15 protein-coding genes are annotated in these 16,573 nt (G+C 43.9%); 6 read left to right on the forward strand and 9 right to left on the reverse strand.

Going from position 1 to position 16,573, the window contains the following annotated elements:
• Positions 1-11 precede the first annotated feature (11 nt).
• The 9 genes from ftsX to ACHBID_RS04365 all read right to left on the reverse strand — a co-directional run bounded on the left by ftsX (position 12) and on the right by ACHBID_RS04365 (position 9,395).
• Complete coding sequence (gene ftsX / locus ACHBID_RS04325; RefSeq protein WP_105110304.1) at positions 12-941, reverse strand: permease-like cell division protein FtsX; 930 nt, start codon at positions 939-941, stop codon at positions 12-14.
• Positions 934-1,611 (reverse strand): cell division ATP-binding protein FtsE, encoded by a 678-nt coding sequence (gene ftsE, locus ACHBID_RS04330; RefSeq protein WP_105110314.1) that lies wholly within the window; start codon positions 1,609-1,611, stop codon positions 934-936. The genes ftsX and ftsE overlap by 8 nt, the downstream gene beginning before the upstream one ends.
• 125 nt (positions 1,612-1,736) lie before the next feature.
• Positions 1,737-2,832, reverse strand: a protein-coding gene (gene prfB, locus ACHBID_RS04335) for a peptide chain release factor 2 (protein ID WP_105161083.1) whose coding sequence is annotated in 2 segments (ribosomal slippage) — positions 1,737-2,759 and positions 2,761-2,832 — 1,095 coding nt in all. Because the reading frame shifts where the segments join, the coding sequence is not laid out codon by codon here.
• A 35-nt stretch (positions 2,833-2,867) separates the two neighbouring features.
• Positions 2,868-3,995: a tRNA epoxyqueuosine(34) reductase QueG gene (gene queG / locus ACHBID_RS04340; RefSeq protein ID WP_257118005.1), complete on the reverse strand. Its 1,128-nt coding sequence runs from the start codon at positions 3,993-3,995 to the stop codon at positions 2,868-2,870.
• Positions 3,996-4,033: 38 nt separating this feature from the next.
• A complete protein-coding gene (locus ACHBID_RS04345) occupies positions 4,034-4,525 on the reverse strand; it encodes a VanZ family protein (protein WP_105123102.1) in 492 nt (163 codons plus the stop codon).
• Between the two features lie 187 nt (positions 4,526-4,712).
• A complete protein-coding gene (locus ACHBID_RS04350; RefSeq protein ID WP_105110300.1) occupies positions 4,713-5,126 on the reverse strand; it encodes a TM2 domain-containing protein in 414 nt (137 codons plus the stop codon).
• A gap of 91 nt (positions 5,127-5,217) precedes the next feature.
• On the reverse strand, positions 5,218-7,902 hold the full coding sequence (locus tag ACHBID_RS04355) for a cation-translocating P-type ATPase (protein ID WP_394731690.1): 2,685 nt from the start codon (positions 7,900-7,902) through the stop codon (positions 5,218-5,220).
• Between the two features lie 211 nt (positions 7,903-8,113).
• The gene (locus tag ACHBID_RS04360) at positions 8,114-8,500 is read right to left on the reverse strand and encodes a DUF1934 domain-containing protein (RefSeq protein ID WP_105123100.1); all 387 of its coding nucleotides are present in this window, start codon (positions 8,498-8,500) and stop codon (positions 8,114-8,116) included.
• Positions 8,478-9,395: a sulfite exporter TauE/SafE family protein gene (locus ACHBID_RS04365; RefSeq protein WP_105161094.1), complete on the reverse strand. Its 918-nt coding sequence runs from the start codon at positions 9,393-9,395 to the stop codon at positions 8,478-8,480. The genes ACHBID_RS04360 and ACHBID_RS04365 overlap by 23 nt, the downstream gene beginning before the upstream one ends.
• Before the next feature lie 100 nt (positions 9,396-9,495).
• On the opposite strand from ACHBID_RS04365, the gene ACHBID_RS04370 reads away from it, so the two are divergent.
• From ACHBID_RS04370 to ACHBID_RS04395, 6 genes are read left to right on the forward strand one after another with little or no spacing between them, the layout of a single operon-like run.
• The gene (locus ACHBID_RS04370) at positions 9,496-10,809 is read left to right on the forward strand and encodes an HD domain-containing protein (protein WP_394731689.1); all 1,314 of its coding nucleotides are present in this window, start codon (positions 9,496-9,498) and stop codon (positions 10,807-10,809) included.
• Positions 10,799-11,608: a sugar-phosphatase gene (yidA, locus tag ACHBID_RS04375; RefSeq protein WP_105110296.1), complete on the forward strand. Its 810-nt coding sequence runs from the start codon at positions 10,799-10,801 to the stop codon at positions 11,606-11,608. The genes ACHBID_RS04370 and yidA overlap by 11 nt, the downstream gene beginning before the upstream one ends.
• A complete protein-coding gene (locus ACHBID_RS04380; RefSeq protein ID WP_394731688.1) occupies positions 11,608-12,828 on the forward strand; it encodes an aminoacyltransferase in 1,221 nt (406 codons plus the stop codon). The genes yidA and ACHBID_RS04380 overlap by 1 nt, the downstream gene beginning before the upstream one ends.
• Positions 12,828-14,063 (forward strand): aminoacyltransferase, encoded by a 1,236-nt coding sequence (locus ACHBID_RS04385; RefSeq protein WP_394731687.1) that lies wholly within the window; start codon positions 12,828-12,830, stop codon positions 14,061-14,063. Before ACHBID_RS04380 ends, ACHBID_RS04385 begins: the two co-directional genes overlap by 1 nt.
• 9 nt (positions 14,064-14,072) lie before the next feature.
• Positions 14,073-15,302 (forward strand): aminoacyltransferase, encoded by a 1,230-nt coding sequence (locus ACHBID_RS04390; RefSeq protein WP_394731686.1) that lies wholly within the window; start codon positions 14,073-14,075, stop codon positions 15,300-15,302.
• A gap of 19 nt (positions 15,303-15,321) precedes the next feature.
• Positions 15,322-16,551 carry a peptidoglycan bridge formation glycyltransferase FemA/FemB family protein gene (locus ACHBID_RS04395; RefSeq protein WP_394731685.1) on the forward strand — a complete coding sequence of 410 codons (1,230 nt, stop codon included), beginning with the start codon at positions 15,322-15,324 and terminating at the stop codon, positions 16,549-16,551.
• The last annotated feature ends 22 nt before the right edge of the window (positions 16,552-16,573 follow it).

The following is a 16,573-nucleotide window of genomic DNA, read 5'->3' on the forward strand; positions in this document are numbered from 1 at the left end:
TTTTAGTATTCTTAAATTTTTAAATAGCGGTTCATTGAGATAACCGATCCGATTGAACCAATCAACACACCGATGACAACCAGCGCTCCCACCATGATGGGAACAAAGATATCAACCGGAAGTAGGGATAGGTCTTGACTAGCCAAGCTCGCATTCACGGATTTGTAAACCATTTGATAGAGGAAATAGACCAGAGCTGCTGGAAGAGCCGCTCCCAGCAAACCTACCCAAGCTCCCTCCCAGAGGAAAGGACCACGGATGTAGGAATTTTTCGCTCCAACCAGTCGCATAATCTGAATTTCACGACTGCGGGAAATGATGGTAATCCGAATGGTATTGGAAATCAAGAAAATTGCTGTAAAGAGAAGCAAGGCTGCTGCAGCCAGACCCCAGGTCCGAACCATCCCAGCCAACTTAAAGATACGCTCCGTCTCAACCTCTCCATCTCGAACCTCTGTCACACCGTCAATTTTGGCAATTTCAGCCGCCACAGACTTGACATATTGTGGCTCAGTCGTATCAATGATATAGGCATCATAGAGCGGATTGGCATCCCCCTGGAAGAGATTCCAGGTATCACCCAAGGTCGCTGTCAACTTCTGCAACTGCTCATCCTTGCTAGAATAAGTCACCGTCTCAACGTTTGGCAGGGCTGTGATTTTATTGTAAACAGCCTTGAAGTTAGGATTGGCAACTGTCTTACCTTCGTCATCTACAATGGTTTCAGCCTGGTCTGTCGAATTGGCCCGCAAGAATACATTGATGCGGACATTGTTTTCCAAATCCGAAGCCAACTTAGCGGTATTGATAATCACAGAAGCAAAGATTCCCACCAAGGTCAGGGTAATGGCCACAGAAGAAATCGCCGCAACCGTCATCCAACCATTTCGTTTGAGACTCTTGAGCGACTCCCATAGATGTCTAAAAAATCGTCTAATCATCGTATCCGTAGTCTCCTTCCGCTTCGTCACGAACCACTCGGCCATCCTCAATCGCAATAACGCGATGACGGAGAGTGTTTACAATCTGGCTGTTGTGGGTAGCCATGAGAACTGTTGTCCCCTGCAGATTGATGCGCTCCAGCAAGCTCATGATTTCCCATGAATTTTCCGGGTCCAAGTTACCTGTCGGCTCATCCGCAATCAAGACTTTGGGATTGTTGACAATGGCACGCGCAATGGCAATCCGCTGCTGCTCACCACCTGAAAGCTCATTCGGGAAAGTACGGATCTTGTGCTTAAGTCCCACCAGGTCCAAAACTTCCATGACACGTTTTTTGATGTTACGCGGTTTTTCACCGATAACTTCCATGGCATAGGCGATATTCTCATAGACCGTTTTCTTAGGCAAGAGCTTGTAGTCCTGGAAGACAACTCCCACACTACGGCGGAGGAGGGGAACATCCTTTTTCTTGATCTTAGCAAGGTTGAAATTCCCAACCGTCAAGCTACCTTTATCCAATTTTTCTTCACGGTAGAGGAGTTTGATGAAGGTAGACTTCCCTGCTCCTGATGGTCCAACGATGTAGGCAAACTCGCCCGCATCGACATTGATGGACACTCCGCGAAGAGCAGTCGTTCCGTTACTATATTTCTTGGTAACGTCCTTCATTTCAATAATACGTCTTGGAGCGGCCGGCTGATCTGAGTCTAGATAGCGACCACTCGCATTTCTTCTATTTTTCTTTTTAAAAATTCCCATAGAATTTCCTGTCTGTGACAGTCCTTTCTGTATTCTTAGCTAATCCGCCATTTGAGATAGGCATCGATGAAACCTTCAATGTCTCCATCCATGACCTTATCGACTTGAGCCACTTCAAATCCCGTCCGATGGTCTTTGACCATAGTATAAGGCGTAAAGACGTAAGAACGAATTTGGCTTCCCCAAGTGATTTCTTTCTTGTCACCCTTGAGCGAATCGACTTCTGCCGCCTTCTTCTCCTGCTCCAATTGATACAATTTAGCCTGCAGGAGTTTCATAGCCCGGTCACGGTTGCCATACTGGGTACGATCCACGGTTGATTGGGTCACAATTCCTGTCGGAATGTGGGTCAAACGCACACCGGTCGACACCTTGTTGACATTCTGACCACCGGCACCACCCGAACGGAAGGTATCCATCTTGACTTCATCATCACGGATTTCAATTTCAATAGTATCGTCCAACTCAGGCATGACTTCGACAGACGTGAAGGAGGTATGGCGACGCTTGGCTGAGTCAAAGGGAGAGATCCGCACCAAACGGTGGACACCCATTTCTGACTTAAGCAACCCGTAGGCATTTGGTCCTGTGAAACTAAGCGTCACAGACTTGATACCAGCCTCGTCACCCGCTTGATAATCCAGCGTTTCGACTGTAAAACCTTTGGCATTTCCATAACGCTGATACATGCGCAAGAGCATCTCACCCCAATCCTGTGCTTCTGTTCCACCAGAGCCCGGATGGATTTCCAAGATGGCATTGTTGTGGTCATAGGGCTCTGACAGGAGCAAGGTCATCTCGTAGCTGGTCATGAGTTTGTCCAGCTCTGCCAATTTTTCAACCAATTCTTCACGAACCGACTCATCCTCCGCTAGGAAATCCAAGAGAATTTCAGCCTCGTCGTAGAGGTCAATCATCTGATGGAAATTTCCATAGGTATTTTTCAGTTCGTTTAATTCTTGAGAAGTTTTCTGAGCCGCCAAATTATCATTCCAAAAATCTGGCTCCGTCATCTTATTCTCAAGAATGGCAATCTCCTCTTCCAGACCTTCTAAGTCAAAGAGACCCCCTAAATGATGTTAATTTGTTACCAAGCTCTTCCAGCTTTTGGCGAATTTCTGCTGTATCCATAAGTACCTCGTTCAAAATTTTATCTTTTCATTATATCATAGTTGCCTAGATTTCACCAGTTCTAAGAAAGCAGCCTGCTCCGCACGCACATCCTCATGATCAGAAGTCAGACTTGCGATAAAGTCTACCAGCTCCTGATTGGGTTGCTTAACCAGCTGGCTCAGAGCCCAAATCGCTGTCGCCATGTGGATCGGATTTTGCTTCTTATCAATGATTTCAATCAGTTTGGGAATGGCAGAGCGGTCATTGGCATTGGCCAGTGCAATAATAGCATTGCGCTGGAGAATATTTTTCCCCCGCCAAGAGCCTGCAATCATGCCAAATTTTTCCTTGAATTGCCCATTGGACAAGTCCAGAAAGGGAATTAACTCCGGCTCAGCCAAATCGGGATCCACTTCTACTACAGGGGGACTGGAAATTCCCTTGTTGTAAGGACAACAAATCTGGCAAATATCGCAACCGTAGATAACGGTCTTGATTTTCTTGCGAAATTCCAAGTCCATCATGCCCTTGTCCTGAGTTTGAAAGGACAGACATCGTCGCGCATCCATGGTCGAATCTCCAATCAGGCAGGAGGTCGGACAGACCTCAACGCAGCGGTTGCAATCACCACAGTCATAATCAACTGGCTGGTCGGGTTCAATGTCTAGATTGGTCACTAATTCCCCAAGAAACATATAGGAACCAAATTCCTTGGAGATGACCAAGCCATTTTTGCCGATAAAGCCAATACCTGCCCGTCTGGCTACAGCCGTATCAACGAGGGCGCCCGTATCTACCATGGCCTTGTATTCCAAGCCCTCGGTCAGTTGTTCGATGCCACGAGCCAAGCGCTCCAACTTATCTTGGAGAATATAATGATAATCCAAGCCCCAAGAATTGGGCGTAATCTTACCGCGCTTGTACTGGGTTTTGACCGGCTTGACCGGCAAGTGACGTGGATAGGCTACAGCAATTGAGATAATGGTCTTGGCGGATTCTAAACTTAATCTTGGCCGAATCCGTTCCTCAATATTCTTATGCTCAAAACCTGTTGTTCGCCCCTCTTCGACTCCAGCCCTCAGGGATTTTTCCAAATAATCAAAATCATCCGCTGTGGTGAAGCCAATTTTAGAAATGCCAATTTCTTGGGACAATTTGATAATTTCTTCTTTGATTGTCATTATGTCTATTGTAACAAATTTAGTATATGTTTTTCAAGCTAGTAGATATAAAAATAAGTTAAAAGAATGAAGAAAATTGTAGCCAGGCCAGCAAAAATAGTCATTCTCCAGTAGGCCTTTTCCCGCCAAACAGCCGTCGCCTGGTACATGAGGTTAATCCCAATGGCTCCGCCCAGACCATTTGCCAGCAGGTCCGTGATGTCTGCCACCCCCAACAGGAGCAGGTATTGCACCACTTCAAAGCCCAGACTGGCCAGCAGAATGACAGCTAAATTTCGCTCCCACTCGGCCTTCCGAAAGATTATTTCCATGTAGAACCCAAAGGGAATAAAGCTGGCAATATTAAAAATGATTTCTGGATAATCCAGAACACCATTATAAACAGCCGTCCCAGCAAAAGGAATGAGATTGAGACTGGCATAGCCATAGCGACCGTACAAAATGGACAAATCCATCTTAAAAACGATGATCCAAATCAGCGCCAGTAGATAGATAATAAAAGAAATTCGTGCTATCTTTCTTGTCACCATGACTCCTCCCTTCAAGCTACATATCAAACCCGAGCTCACCGTTAACTTATATAAAAGTGTCCATCTGTGAACACAAGCTCTATCATTATACCACAAATAGAAGGTTCAAAAATGACACTTCTGTGACAAAATCAGCTCAAACTTTCCACACCTGTAAAGAAAGAAAACCCGGTCAGACCGAGTTTCGCTAAATATGATGCCCTTCTTGAAAGGCCTTAAATTCATAAATCTGTTTCATCAGACGCTGGTAATTGGCCTCCTTACAAGCCTTCATAATCAAAAAGCAGTCGATTAGTTTCCAGAGGTAAATCAAAGGCAAAAGTAGAAAACCAATCAAGACAAACATAAGGACAAAGGTAATGCCCATGGCAGCCAGCTTGAGAAATCCTAATTCCTTATTTCCAACATAAAAACGGTCCACTCCCAATTCACCAAAGAAAATAGCCAACAAGAGAGCCACCAGAGGATTCTTCAAGGGTACCATCATCAAAGCATTGAGAGCTGAATCGTCAAGACCAGCCAGTTCCTGCTGCAAGAGGGGCAATTTTTCACTAGGGAAAGACGAGCTGTTGTTCAAAACATAGGTTTGTGGGTAATTCATAAAAACTCCTTTCCTCTAGTTTACCACTCCCTTATGCCAACTTCAACAAAAAAACTAACCCAGTTTCCTGAGTTAGCTCATTCTATTCAAATCAGATAGCTTTTTCATCCAAGCCCATCTTGCGTTGAACAAATTTGACAATTTCAACAACAACAACCATGAGACCTGAACCAATAATTGCTACCAACCATTGAGTTGGTGTCAAGATTGAAACCTTGAAGAAGGTATTGAATCCTGGAATTACCAAAGTTGCCATCAAGAGCAAGAAGGCAGCTACGATAGACCAGTTAAAGAGTTTGTTCTTAAATGGACCAACGGTAAAGATAGATTGGTAAACAGACTTAACGTTGAAGGCATGTACCAACTGGATCAAACCAAGCGTCAAGTAAGACATAGTAAGAGCATCTGCGTGGATTTCAGCGTAGGTGCTGTGCTCTGGGTAGAGAAGAGCATAACCGTAAACTCCCAAGACAAGTACTGTTTGAAGAATACCCTGGTAGACGATAGAACTCAAGACACCACCTGAGAAAAAGCTTGAGTTACGTCCACGAGGTTTGTGCTGCATAACACCTGGCTCAGCAGGCTCGACACCAAGAGCGATAGCTGGAAGGGTATCGGTTACCAAGTTAATCCAAAGGAGATGAACTGGCTCTAATACATCCCAACCAAAGAGGGTTGCAAGGAAGATACACAATACCTCAGCAGTGTTAGCTGACAAAAGATACTGAATCGTTTTTTGGATGTTTGAGAAGACTTTACGCCCTTCTTCAACCGCTACAATGATAGTTGCAAAGTTATCATCTGCAAGGACCATATCAGAGGCACCTTTTGAAACTTCCGTACCTGTGATACCCATACCGATACCGATGTCGGCTGTCTTAAGCGATGGTGCATCGTTTACACCGTCACCAGTCATGGCAACAACCTTACCGTCATTCTGCCAAGCCTTAACGATACGAACCTTGTGCTCTGGAGACACACGCGCATAAACTGAATATTGCTTGAAGACTTTTTGGAACTCTTCGTCTGTCAATTCGTTGAGCTCAGCACCTGTAAATACGTGGTCCTCTGTATCGTTTTCATCAATGATACCAAGACGCTTGGCAATAGCCTCAGCTGTATCTTGGTGGTCACCTGTAATCATGATTGGACGGATACCCGCTTCCTTAGCGACACGAACAGCTTCAGCTGCTTCTGGACGCTCAGGGTCAATCATACCCACCAAACCTGAGAAGACAAGGTCATTTTCCACAATTTCAGATTCCAATTCTGGGATAGCATCCACATACTTGTAAGCCATCATGAGGACACGAAGAGCTTGCTTAGCAAGTGATTTGTTGGTTGCAAGAATAGCATCCTTGTCCGCATCTGTAATCGGACGGATAGTGCCGTTTTCTTCGATCTGAGTCACACGTTTGAGCAACTGATCTGGTGCACCTTTTACCGCTACAAAGAAATTGCCTGCAGCTTGTTGGTGAATGGTAGACATCAATTTACGTGTTGAGTCAAATGGTAATTCAGCCACACGTGGCTCGCTAGCCAAAACTTCACGAACATCGAAGGATTTGTCCAAACCAAATTGAACAAGAGCTGTTTCAGTTGGGTCACCAATCAATTTACCAGTTGGGTCAACTTTTGTATCGTTGGCAAAGTTCATAACACGAAGCGTTGTATTGCTAGCATCCAAAGCTTCTTTAGCATCCACCAATTGACCGTTTGTATAGACTTTTTCTACGGTCATTTGGTTCATGGTCAAGGTACCAGTCTTATCTGATGCGATAATTTCAGTTGAACCAAGTGTTTCAACCGCTGGCAACTTACGGATAATAGAATTCCGTTTAGCCAATACTTGGGTGCCAAGCGAGAGGACAACAGTAACAATAGCTGGCAAACCTTCTGGAATCGCCGCAACCGCAAGGGCAACGGATGTCATAAGGGCTGGCAAGATACCTTCACCACGGACAAATACAGATACCAACATGGTGATAACTGCAATAATCAAAACGGCGTAGGTCAAGACCTTAGACAATTGGTGCAGGTTTTGCTTGAGTGGTGTGTCTGTCTCATCAGCATTTGCCAACATGCCCGCAATGTGACCAACCTCAGTAAACATACCTGTATTGGTTACCACACCAAGACCGCGACCGTAGGTCACGTTTGAGTTTTGGTAGGCCATATTGACACGGTCACCGATTGGCGCATCTTCTGCCAATTCAGCACTCAAGTCCTTATCAACAGGAACAGATTCACCAGTAAGAGCGGCTTCTTCGATTTTGAGGGAGTTAGCCTCCAAGAGACGCATATCGGCTGGAACGACATCACCTGCTTCGAGCAAGACGATATCACCTGGAACCAATTCTTTTGAATCCACCTCAGTGACATGGTTGTCGCGAAGGACACGCGCCACTGGGCTAGACATGTTTTTAAGAGCTTCGATGGCTGCCTCAGCTTGACCTTCTTGGTAAACACCGAAGGCTGCGTTGAGGATAACTACGGCCAAGATGATAATGGCATCTGTCAAACCGTGCGAACCTTCAGTGATAACTGTAAGAATGGCTGCACCGATCAAGATGATAATCATCAAGTCCTTGAACTGGTCTAGGAATTTAGCCAGAAGGGTACGTTTTTCACCCTCATCCAATTCATTACGACCATACTCAGCCAACCGTTTGCTGGCTTCCTGGCTTGTCAAACCTTCTGCTGAAGATTCGAGACTAGACAATACTTGTTCATCGTTTTGTGTGTAAAACAAATCACGTTTTTGTTCTTTTGACACTGTTTTTCTCCTTTTCGATCCCCTTTTTACTTAAAGAAATAAAAAAGAGACCTGTTTTATTAAAACAAGTCTCGCTATTTAAGATAGTGCCGGAAACGATTTTCGGATTGACGACACTATCACGGACAAGTCCGTTAGCTACTCCCTCGATTTGTCCTCTATTATACCAAATTTTTTTGACAGGTCAAATAGATTTACACTTGAAAACGTTTTATTTCCAAGAAATTTCCATTTGATAGGAAGCAAAGAGTTGTTGGTTCTCTAGTCCCTTCAAATCGTAAGCCAGTAAAACCGATTGATTTTCCCTATCCAGCTGGTATCCTTTGGTATGGGTCACAAAATGCTGGATACCCATGGGCGTGGGAATGGTCACGATAGCCTCACCATCCGCCAGAAAGCGCATAATGGACTTGGGATTGGAAAAGCGCGTCATGGTTAGCTCGGCCTCACCACATTTAATCGCTACTTTTTCCTTCTCGTCATTGGTATAGAGCAGATAGAGGGAACCGTCTTTTTCCTTGACATCTACCGGAAAGACCTGATCTACCACTTCTAGCTGACCGTCCAGGTCAATTTCATTTCTCAAGCGAATCTGCATATACTTTCTCCTGTTTGGCATTTTTGATAAAGGATGAGCGGAGCAACATGAGGCCTGTATAGGCTGCGATGAAAACAACCAGCACTTTCAGCTTATTTATATCGAGATTGGACAGGAAGAAGGCCGCTGTCAGAACGCCAAGCACTCCTCCCAGGATAATTCCTGGAACGCCTGGCCAATTGACACGACCAGACTGAATAAATTGTCGTGCACCTGCTGATAACATGACTGCCGCATTGAGCATCATAACAGGCAGAGCTACTGCTGGACTGATACCCATCAGGGAAAAGAAAATCAATTCCGGTGCATAATTTCCAAGGCCCATGCTAAGCAACATGCCAATGAAAAAGTCAAAGATGATGCCGACCAACAATTTCCAGCCCGTCAAACCACGAACGGCGTTATCTAGGTCAGCACCAGGATTAGTTATCATACGATAGACCATGATGCCCGCCGCCACTAGCAACAAAATCCCCAAGACACGCTGAACCTTGCGGGTATCCCAATCTTGACTCACCCGTGCACCAACCGAGGCTCCTGCAAAGGCTGCTATCGCGAGAGGTACTAGGGTGGTCATTTCCACCTCAACAATAGTGATGAAAATTAAGGCCTCTATCAAAATTGGAATAATGTGGGCCGTAGTCATAGTTGCTGGAATTTTCCGGTCGTCCTGGATGATTTTGGTCGCCTTGAGGAGACTGGTGGTCGTCGCAAAGGTTCCAATACCCAAGGTATCCAACAAGTCCGTCACAAAGCCAATACCAAACCCTGTCCAAAAGCGGTCTGTTATGGATATTTTATGCTTGCAGATATGGGAAAAAATCAAATAAAGTATGTAAATAATCAAGCCCATCAGCAAGAACTGAATGGCACGCAAAATAAGTTGATCTGTCATTCCTCCATTATACTCAAAAACTGCACCGGGGTACATCTCAATATCCTTGTAGTGCCTCAAATTGAAGAAAAAAATCTATTTTTTTGCTATAATGAAGGTTATGATTGAAAAAGTTTTTCGTGATCCGGTTCATAACTACGTCCATGTGGACCATGAACTTATCTACAAACTAATTAACAGCAAGGAATTTCAACGACTGCGCCGCATCAAGCAATTGGGAACCACTTCCTATACCTTCCATGGTGGTGAGCACAGCCGTTTTTCCCACTGTCTCGGTGCCTACGAAATTGCCAGACGGATTACCCAAAAATTTGAAGACAAGTATGCCGAACTCTGGGACCCGTCTGATTCTCTCCTGACCATGGTGGCTGCTCTCTTGCATGATGTGGGCCACGGGGCTTATTCCCACACTTTTGAGCGCCTCTTTGATACCGACCATGAGGAAATGACCTGCTCCATCATTAGCAGTCCAGAAACAGAAATAAACAGCATTCTGAGGCAGGTATCCCCTGATTTTCCAGATAAAGTAGCCAGCGTTATCAACCATACCTATCCCAATAAACAGGTGGTCCAGCTGATTTCCAGCCAGATTGATGTGGACAGAATGGACTACCTCCTGCGGGATTCCTACTTCACAGGAACCAACTATGGGGAATTCGATTTGACCCGCATTCTCCGAGTTATTCGTCCGACTGAAAATGGCATTGCCTTTAAGGAGTCGGGGATGCATGCGGTGGAAGACTATGTCCTCAGCCGTTACCAGATGTATATGCAGGTCTACTTCCACCCAGCCAGTCGCTCTATGGAGGTCCTGCTGCAAAACCTGCTCAACCGTGCTAAATTGCTCTATACTAGCGAGCAGGATTTCTTTGCCAGAACCTCTCCACGACTGCTGCCATTTTTCGAACATCGCATTACCCTAGCAGACTACTTGTCCTTGGACGACGGGGTTATGAATACCTACTTCCAGTCTTGGGTTGACGGACCAGACCGCATTTTGTCGGACCTGGCCCAGCGCTATATCAATCGTAAGGTCTTCAAGTCCATTACCTTTAAGACCGAGCAAGAGGCTCAATTAGACTCTCTTCGCAGCCTGGTGGCCGATGTAGGCTTTGACCCCGAATACTATACAGCTATCCACCATAATTTTGACCTGCCTTACGATATCTACAGGCCCAATGCCGAGAAAAAACGGACCCAGATTGAAATCCACCGCAAGGATGAGATTTTGGTAGAACTATCTGCCCTATCTCCTATCGTCGCTGCCCTATCTGGAACCATTCATGGAGACAGCCGTTTCTATTTCCCCAAGGAAATGCTGGATGAGTCTGGGATTTTCTCCCAACAAACAGCGGCATTTATCAGCCATGTTCACAATGATCAATTTGTAATTGGAGACCAACATGACCATTAAACTAGTTGCTATCGACATCGACGGCACCCTCCTAAACAGCCAACACGAAATCACACCTGAGGTCTTCCAGGCTATTCAGGATGCTAAAAAAGCAGGTGTCAAAATTGTTATCGCCACAGGACGACCTATTTCTGGTGTCCGTGCAATCCTAGACCAGCTCAACCTGACAGAGGCTGGTGATTACGTAATCACCTTCAACGGTGGCTTAGTCCAGGATGCAGCTACCGGCGAGGATATTGTCAAAGACACGCTTTCATACGATGATTATTTGGATATTGAACTGGCTGCCCGCAAGCTCAACTTGCCTATGCATGCCAGCACCAAGGAAGGCATGTACACTGCTAACCGCAATATCGGCAAGTACACTGTCTATGAGGCCATGTTGGTGAGCTCGCCGGTCTTTTATAGAACCTCAGAGGAAATGGTGGGCAAGGAAATCATCAAATGCATGATGGTCGATGAGGCTGAAGTACTAGATGCTGCTATTCCACAACTACCTAGCAACCTGACAGATAAGTACAATGTCGCAAAATCAGCCCCATTTTACTTAGAAATCACACCTAAGACAGTCAATAAGGGCCAGGCCATTATTCAGCTGGCTGCTAAATTAGGCCTGACTATGGATCAGACCATGGCCATCGGCGACCAGGAAAACGACCGTTCTATGCTAGAGGTGGTTGGCAGTCCTGTTGTCATGGAAAATGGCAACTCCGAATTGAAAAAAATCGCCAAGTACATTACCAAATCAAATGATGATAGCGGTGTGGCACATGCTATTAGAAAGTGGGTACTAAACTAATGAATTACACATATAAACCAGGAATCTCAGCTCAAGAGCATGACGATTTTGTAAAAAAAAGTGATCAAACTAACCTATTTCAAAGTAGTTCTTGGGCTAAGATTAAAGACAATTGGGGCAATGAGCGCTTGGGATTCTACCAAGATGACAGTTTAGTGGCCGTTGCTTCTGTCCTAATCCGCCCCTTACCTGCTGGCTTTAGCATGCTCTATATTCCACGTGGTCCGATTATGGACTACTCAAACCAAGACTTGGTTCAATTTGTCCTTGCTTCTCTAAAAAAATTCGGCAAAATCAAGCGAGCCCTCTTCATTAAATTTGACCCAGCCCTCCTACTCAAACAGTACAAAATTGGACATGAAGTTGAAGAAAACCCTACAACCCTTGCACAACTAGCCATTCTCCACAAGGCAGGTGCTGAATGGACAGGACGGACTCAGGATATGGCACAAAGTATCCAACCCCGTTTTCAAGCTAATATCCACAGGGACTACTTTTCCGACGAAACTCTGTCGAAAAGCACACGCCAAACCATTCGCACATCCTTGAATAAAGGACTTGTAGTTCAAGTTGGGGGCGTCGAATGGCTAGATGAATTTGCTGCACTCATGAAAAAAACTGAGAAACGCAAATCAATCTCTTTGAGAGATAAAGCCTATTATGAAAAAATACTGACAACCTATCCAGAACATTCCTTTATAACCATTACGCAGTTGGATTTAGATAAACGTTATAGCACACTCCTTGCTCAAAAAGAGAAATTGACACAGGAAGCTCTTAAATTTACAGAAAAGACTAAGCCAGGTAAGCGATCCCAAAATAGTGAAGATACAGAAAAAACATTAGAAGAACTGGCTTTCCTGGAAAAGAAATTAGCTGAGGGGCATCACCTTGCCTCTCTTGCTGCAACACTTTCAGTTGATTTTGGCCCAACTTCTGACAATCTCTATGCTGGAATGGATGAAGAATACCGCCGTTACCAACCTGCCATTCTGACTTGGTATGAAACAGCAAGACAGGCGTTTAATCGCGGTGCCTCATGGCAAAATATGGGAGGGATTGAAAACCAACTAGATGGTGGGCTCTTTAGTTTTAAATCAAAATTCAACCCTCTCATTGAAGAGTATCTTGGGGAATTTACCGTCCCAGTAAATCGCTTCCTCTACAAATTAACAACCACCGTCTATACAATCCGAAAACAATTAAGGAACCGACACTAATGCAGCTAATTGAACTGAATTTAGTAGATTATCAGAAACATGCCAATCAAGTTTCACAGCGTTCATTCATGCAAACGGAGGAGATGGCTGAACTCCTAAGAAGACGTGGCATGGATGTTCGCTATATCGGCCTGACTGACAAAGGGCAAACTCTTGTATCTGCTATTATCTATGCAATTCCGATGACCGGTGGCCTCCATCTGGAAATTAATTCTGGACCTGTTTGCCAAGACCCGGCATACTTGCACCACTTCTACCGCTTGCTCAAAACCTATGCCAAAGAACGCGGTGCCTTGCAAGTCTTAGTCAAACCCTATGACAGCTACCAAACCTTTGACAGCGACGGAAAGGCTACTGGGCCTGAACAGCCAGATCGTATCAAAGACTTGACCGACAACGGATTCTTACACGACGGACTTTTGACAGGTTATCCAGGAGGAGAACCAGACTGGCACTATGTAAAAGACCTGTCAACCTTGACTCAAGATAGCTTGTTTGCGTCCTTTAGTAAGAAAGGAAAAACACTCGTCAAGAAAACCAATAGTTTTGGACTAACGATCCGTGAGTTGGACAAAGACCAACTGGAACGATTCAAAGCCATCACTTCCGCCACCTCAGAAAGAAGAGAATATCCAGATAAATCTCTAGACTATTACCAAGACTTTTTCGATGCCTTTGGCGAAAAGGCTGCCTTCACTATGGCTAGCATTAACTTCCGCGTCTATCTCCAACACTTGGAAGATAGCCAAAAGCAGGTCCAACAAAAATTGGATGCTGTCCAAGAAGAACTAGATAAGAATTCAAATTCTAGAAAAAAACAAAACGAGCACCGCGAGTTGACCAGCCAGGTAATGAGCTTTGAAACCCGCAAAGAAGAAGCCTTGAAATGGATTGACCAGTATGGCGAAGCTGATATCGATCTAGCAGCCAGCCTTTTCGTCTATACCGACCATGAACTTGTCTATCTCTTCAGCGGTTCACTGACAGAATTCAATGCTTTTTATGCCCCTGTTGCCCTTCAAGAATTCGCTATGCGAAAAGCCCTAGATAAAAATATCCCTTTCTACAACCTTTTAGGCATTCGTGGAGAATTTGATGGCTCCGATGGCGTTCTCCGTTTCAAACAAAACTTTAATGGGACAATCGTACGAAAAATGGGAACCTTTCGTTACTACCCACATCCTATAAAATATAAACTCATTCGCTCCTTAAAAACTATTTTAGGCAGAAAATAAAGGAAAACTATGACATTAAGAGTAATCACTGAACAAGAATTTCAAGCCCACATTGATCAAGCAAAATCCCAACTTTTTGAGCAATCTCCAGAAATGGCCAGTCTGTTAAAAAAGCGGGGCTATGAAGTGACCATCCTAGGTTATGAAGTAGAAGGAGATTTGAAAGTATCCGCTATCTTATTTAGCACTCCAATTGCTGGTGGACTCCATATGGAACTTCACAATGGACCTATTTGTACTGATGAAACCTATCTTCAGGATTTTTATAAGGGGTTACAACACTTCGCAAAAAAAATGCAGGCAATTGAACTCAAGGTAAAACCCTACCAGTCCCTCCAGGAATTTGATACCAATGGCAATCCAACTACGGACATCAATCATACCATCATTGACCAATTAACCTCTATTGGTTACCATCATCAAGGATTACATGTCGGCTATTCTACAGGGGATTGGTACTACATCAAAGATTTGACCGGTCTAACTCAAGAAAATCTATTTCAATCTTTTAGTAAGAAAGGGAAGCCACTCATAAAGAAAGCTAAAACATTTGGCATCTCCATTCGTAAGTTAGAGCGGGATCAATTGGCACTTTTCCAAAAAATAACGGTTGCAACTTCCGATAGACGAGATTTTAATGACAAACCGTTAGAATATTATGAGTACCTATATGATAGTTTCGGTGATAAGGCAGAGTTTCTTGTCGCTAGCTTGAATTTCAAGAACTATTTAGACAATTTGGCTCGAGAACAAGGGGGGCTATCAGGCAAGATCGATCAACTCCAAGCTGACCTGCTCCAAAATCCAACTTCAGAAAAAAAGCAAAATCAATTACGCGAACTCAAGAGTCAGTATGAAACATTTGAAATCCGTAAAGAAGAAGCACGAAACATGATAGAAAAATATGGGCAACAAGATGTTTCACTTTGTGCAAGCCTTTTTGTCTACCTAAAAAAGGAAGCCTACTATCTCAATAGTGGTTCCTATCCTGAATTTAATAAATTCTATGCGCCAGCAATACTTCAAGAACATGTAATGCTTGAAGCTATCAAGCGCGGATGCCAGTCCTATAACTTCTTAGGGATAAGTGGACAGTTTGATGGAAGCGATGGTGTGCTACGATTTAAGCAGAATTTTAACGGCTATATTAAACGTACACCCGGAGTATTCATGTACTATCCAAATCCACTTAAGCACAGTCTCATTCAAGTTGTCAAGAAAGTTTTAGGTCGATATTGATAAATCTAGGAGGACTCCTATGTCTTTAGAGCTAATAACTGACGAATTGTTCCAGGAACATATCAAAAAAGCGAATCGTCAATTTTACGAACAATCACCCCAAATGGCGACTCATTTACGGAAAAGGGGATATAGGGTACAAATTCTTGCCTACGTAGTCGAAAAGGAGATACAGATTTCTGCGATTGTGTACAGTCAGCCAATTGCAGGTGGCTATCGAATGGAGCTACACAATGGTCCCATTGTAACCGACAGCGCCTACTTGCACGATTTTTTTAAACAACTCCAGGATTTTGCAAAAACAAACAATGTGATTGAATTGGTTGTCAAACCCTATATCCCATATCAATACTTTGACAGTCAAGGTACACCAACTTCTGAACCAAATGATCTCTTCATCGAACAACTGACTAGCATTGGTTACACACACTCGGGTTTGCAGAGAGGATTTGATAGTGGCGATTGGTACTACCTTAAGGACCTTTCTCAACTTGATTCTAAAACCCTGCTGCCTTCCTTTAACAAAAACGGTCAACAGCTAGTAAAAAAAGCTAGAGGGATGGGAATTCAGATTGAAAAATTGCCAAAAGAACGGTTAGAACTTTTTAAAGCGATCACTAATGAAACAGCCGAACGAAACGGCTTTTTAGACAAGGATCTAGAGTATTACCACTGTATTTTTGATGCCTTCGGAGAAGATGCCTCATTCCTAAGCGCCTCAATCGATTTTCAAGAATACCTCAACATATTATTAAACGAAAAAGCAGACTATGAACAGCACCAAAACCAAATCATATCTGATTTTGGTGCTACCCCAAACGTAAAAAAACAAAAAAGTAAACTAGCTAATCTTAACGAGCAACTTCGTAAAATCAAAGAAACTATTGAAGAGGTCAATCGTATTATTGAGAAACATGGAAATGGAGTGACCCCACTAGCAGTAGGACTTTTCGCTTATCTCGACAAGGAAGCCTACTATTTACATAGCGGATCCTCTCCTGAATTTTGTCATTTTCCTGCACCTTCCCTTTTACAAGAATTCGTCATGTTGGAAGCCATAAAACGCGGTTGCCAAACGTATAATTTTCTTTGTTTTAGCGGTCAGTTTGACGGTAAAGACGGCGTCCTACGTTTTAAACAGAATTTTAATGGCTATATCATGAGAACACCTGGTGTTTTTACTTACTTGCCTAGACCCTATAAGTATCAATTCTATCGATTGATCAAAAAACTATTGCGACGCTTGTAACCCCTAGTAGAAATTTTGAGAA

This window comes from Streptococcus sp. A25, from assembly GCF_043674095.1.
GTDB lineage: Bacteria > Bacillota > Bacilli > Lactobacillales > Streptococcaceae > Streptococcus > Streptococcus suis_V.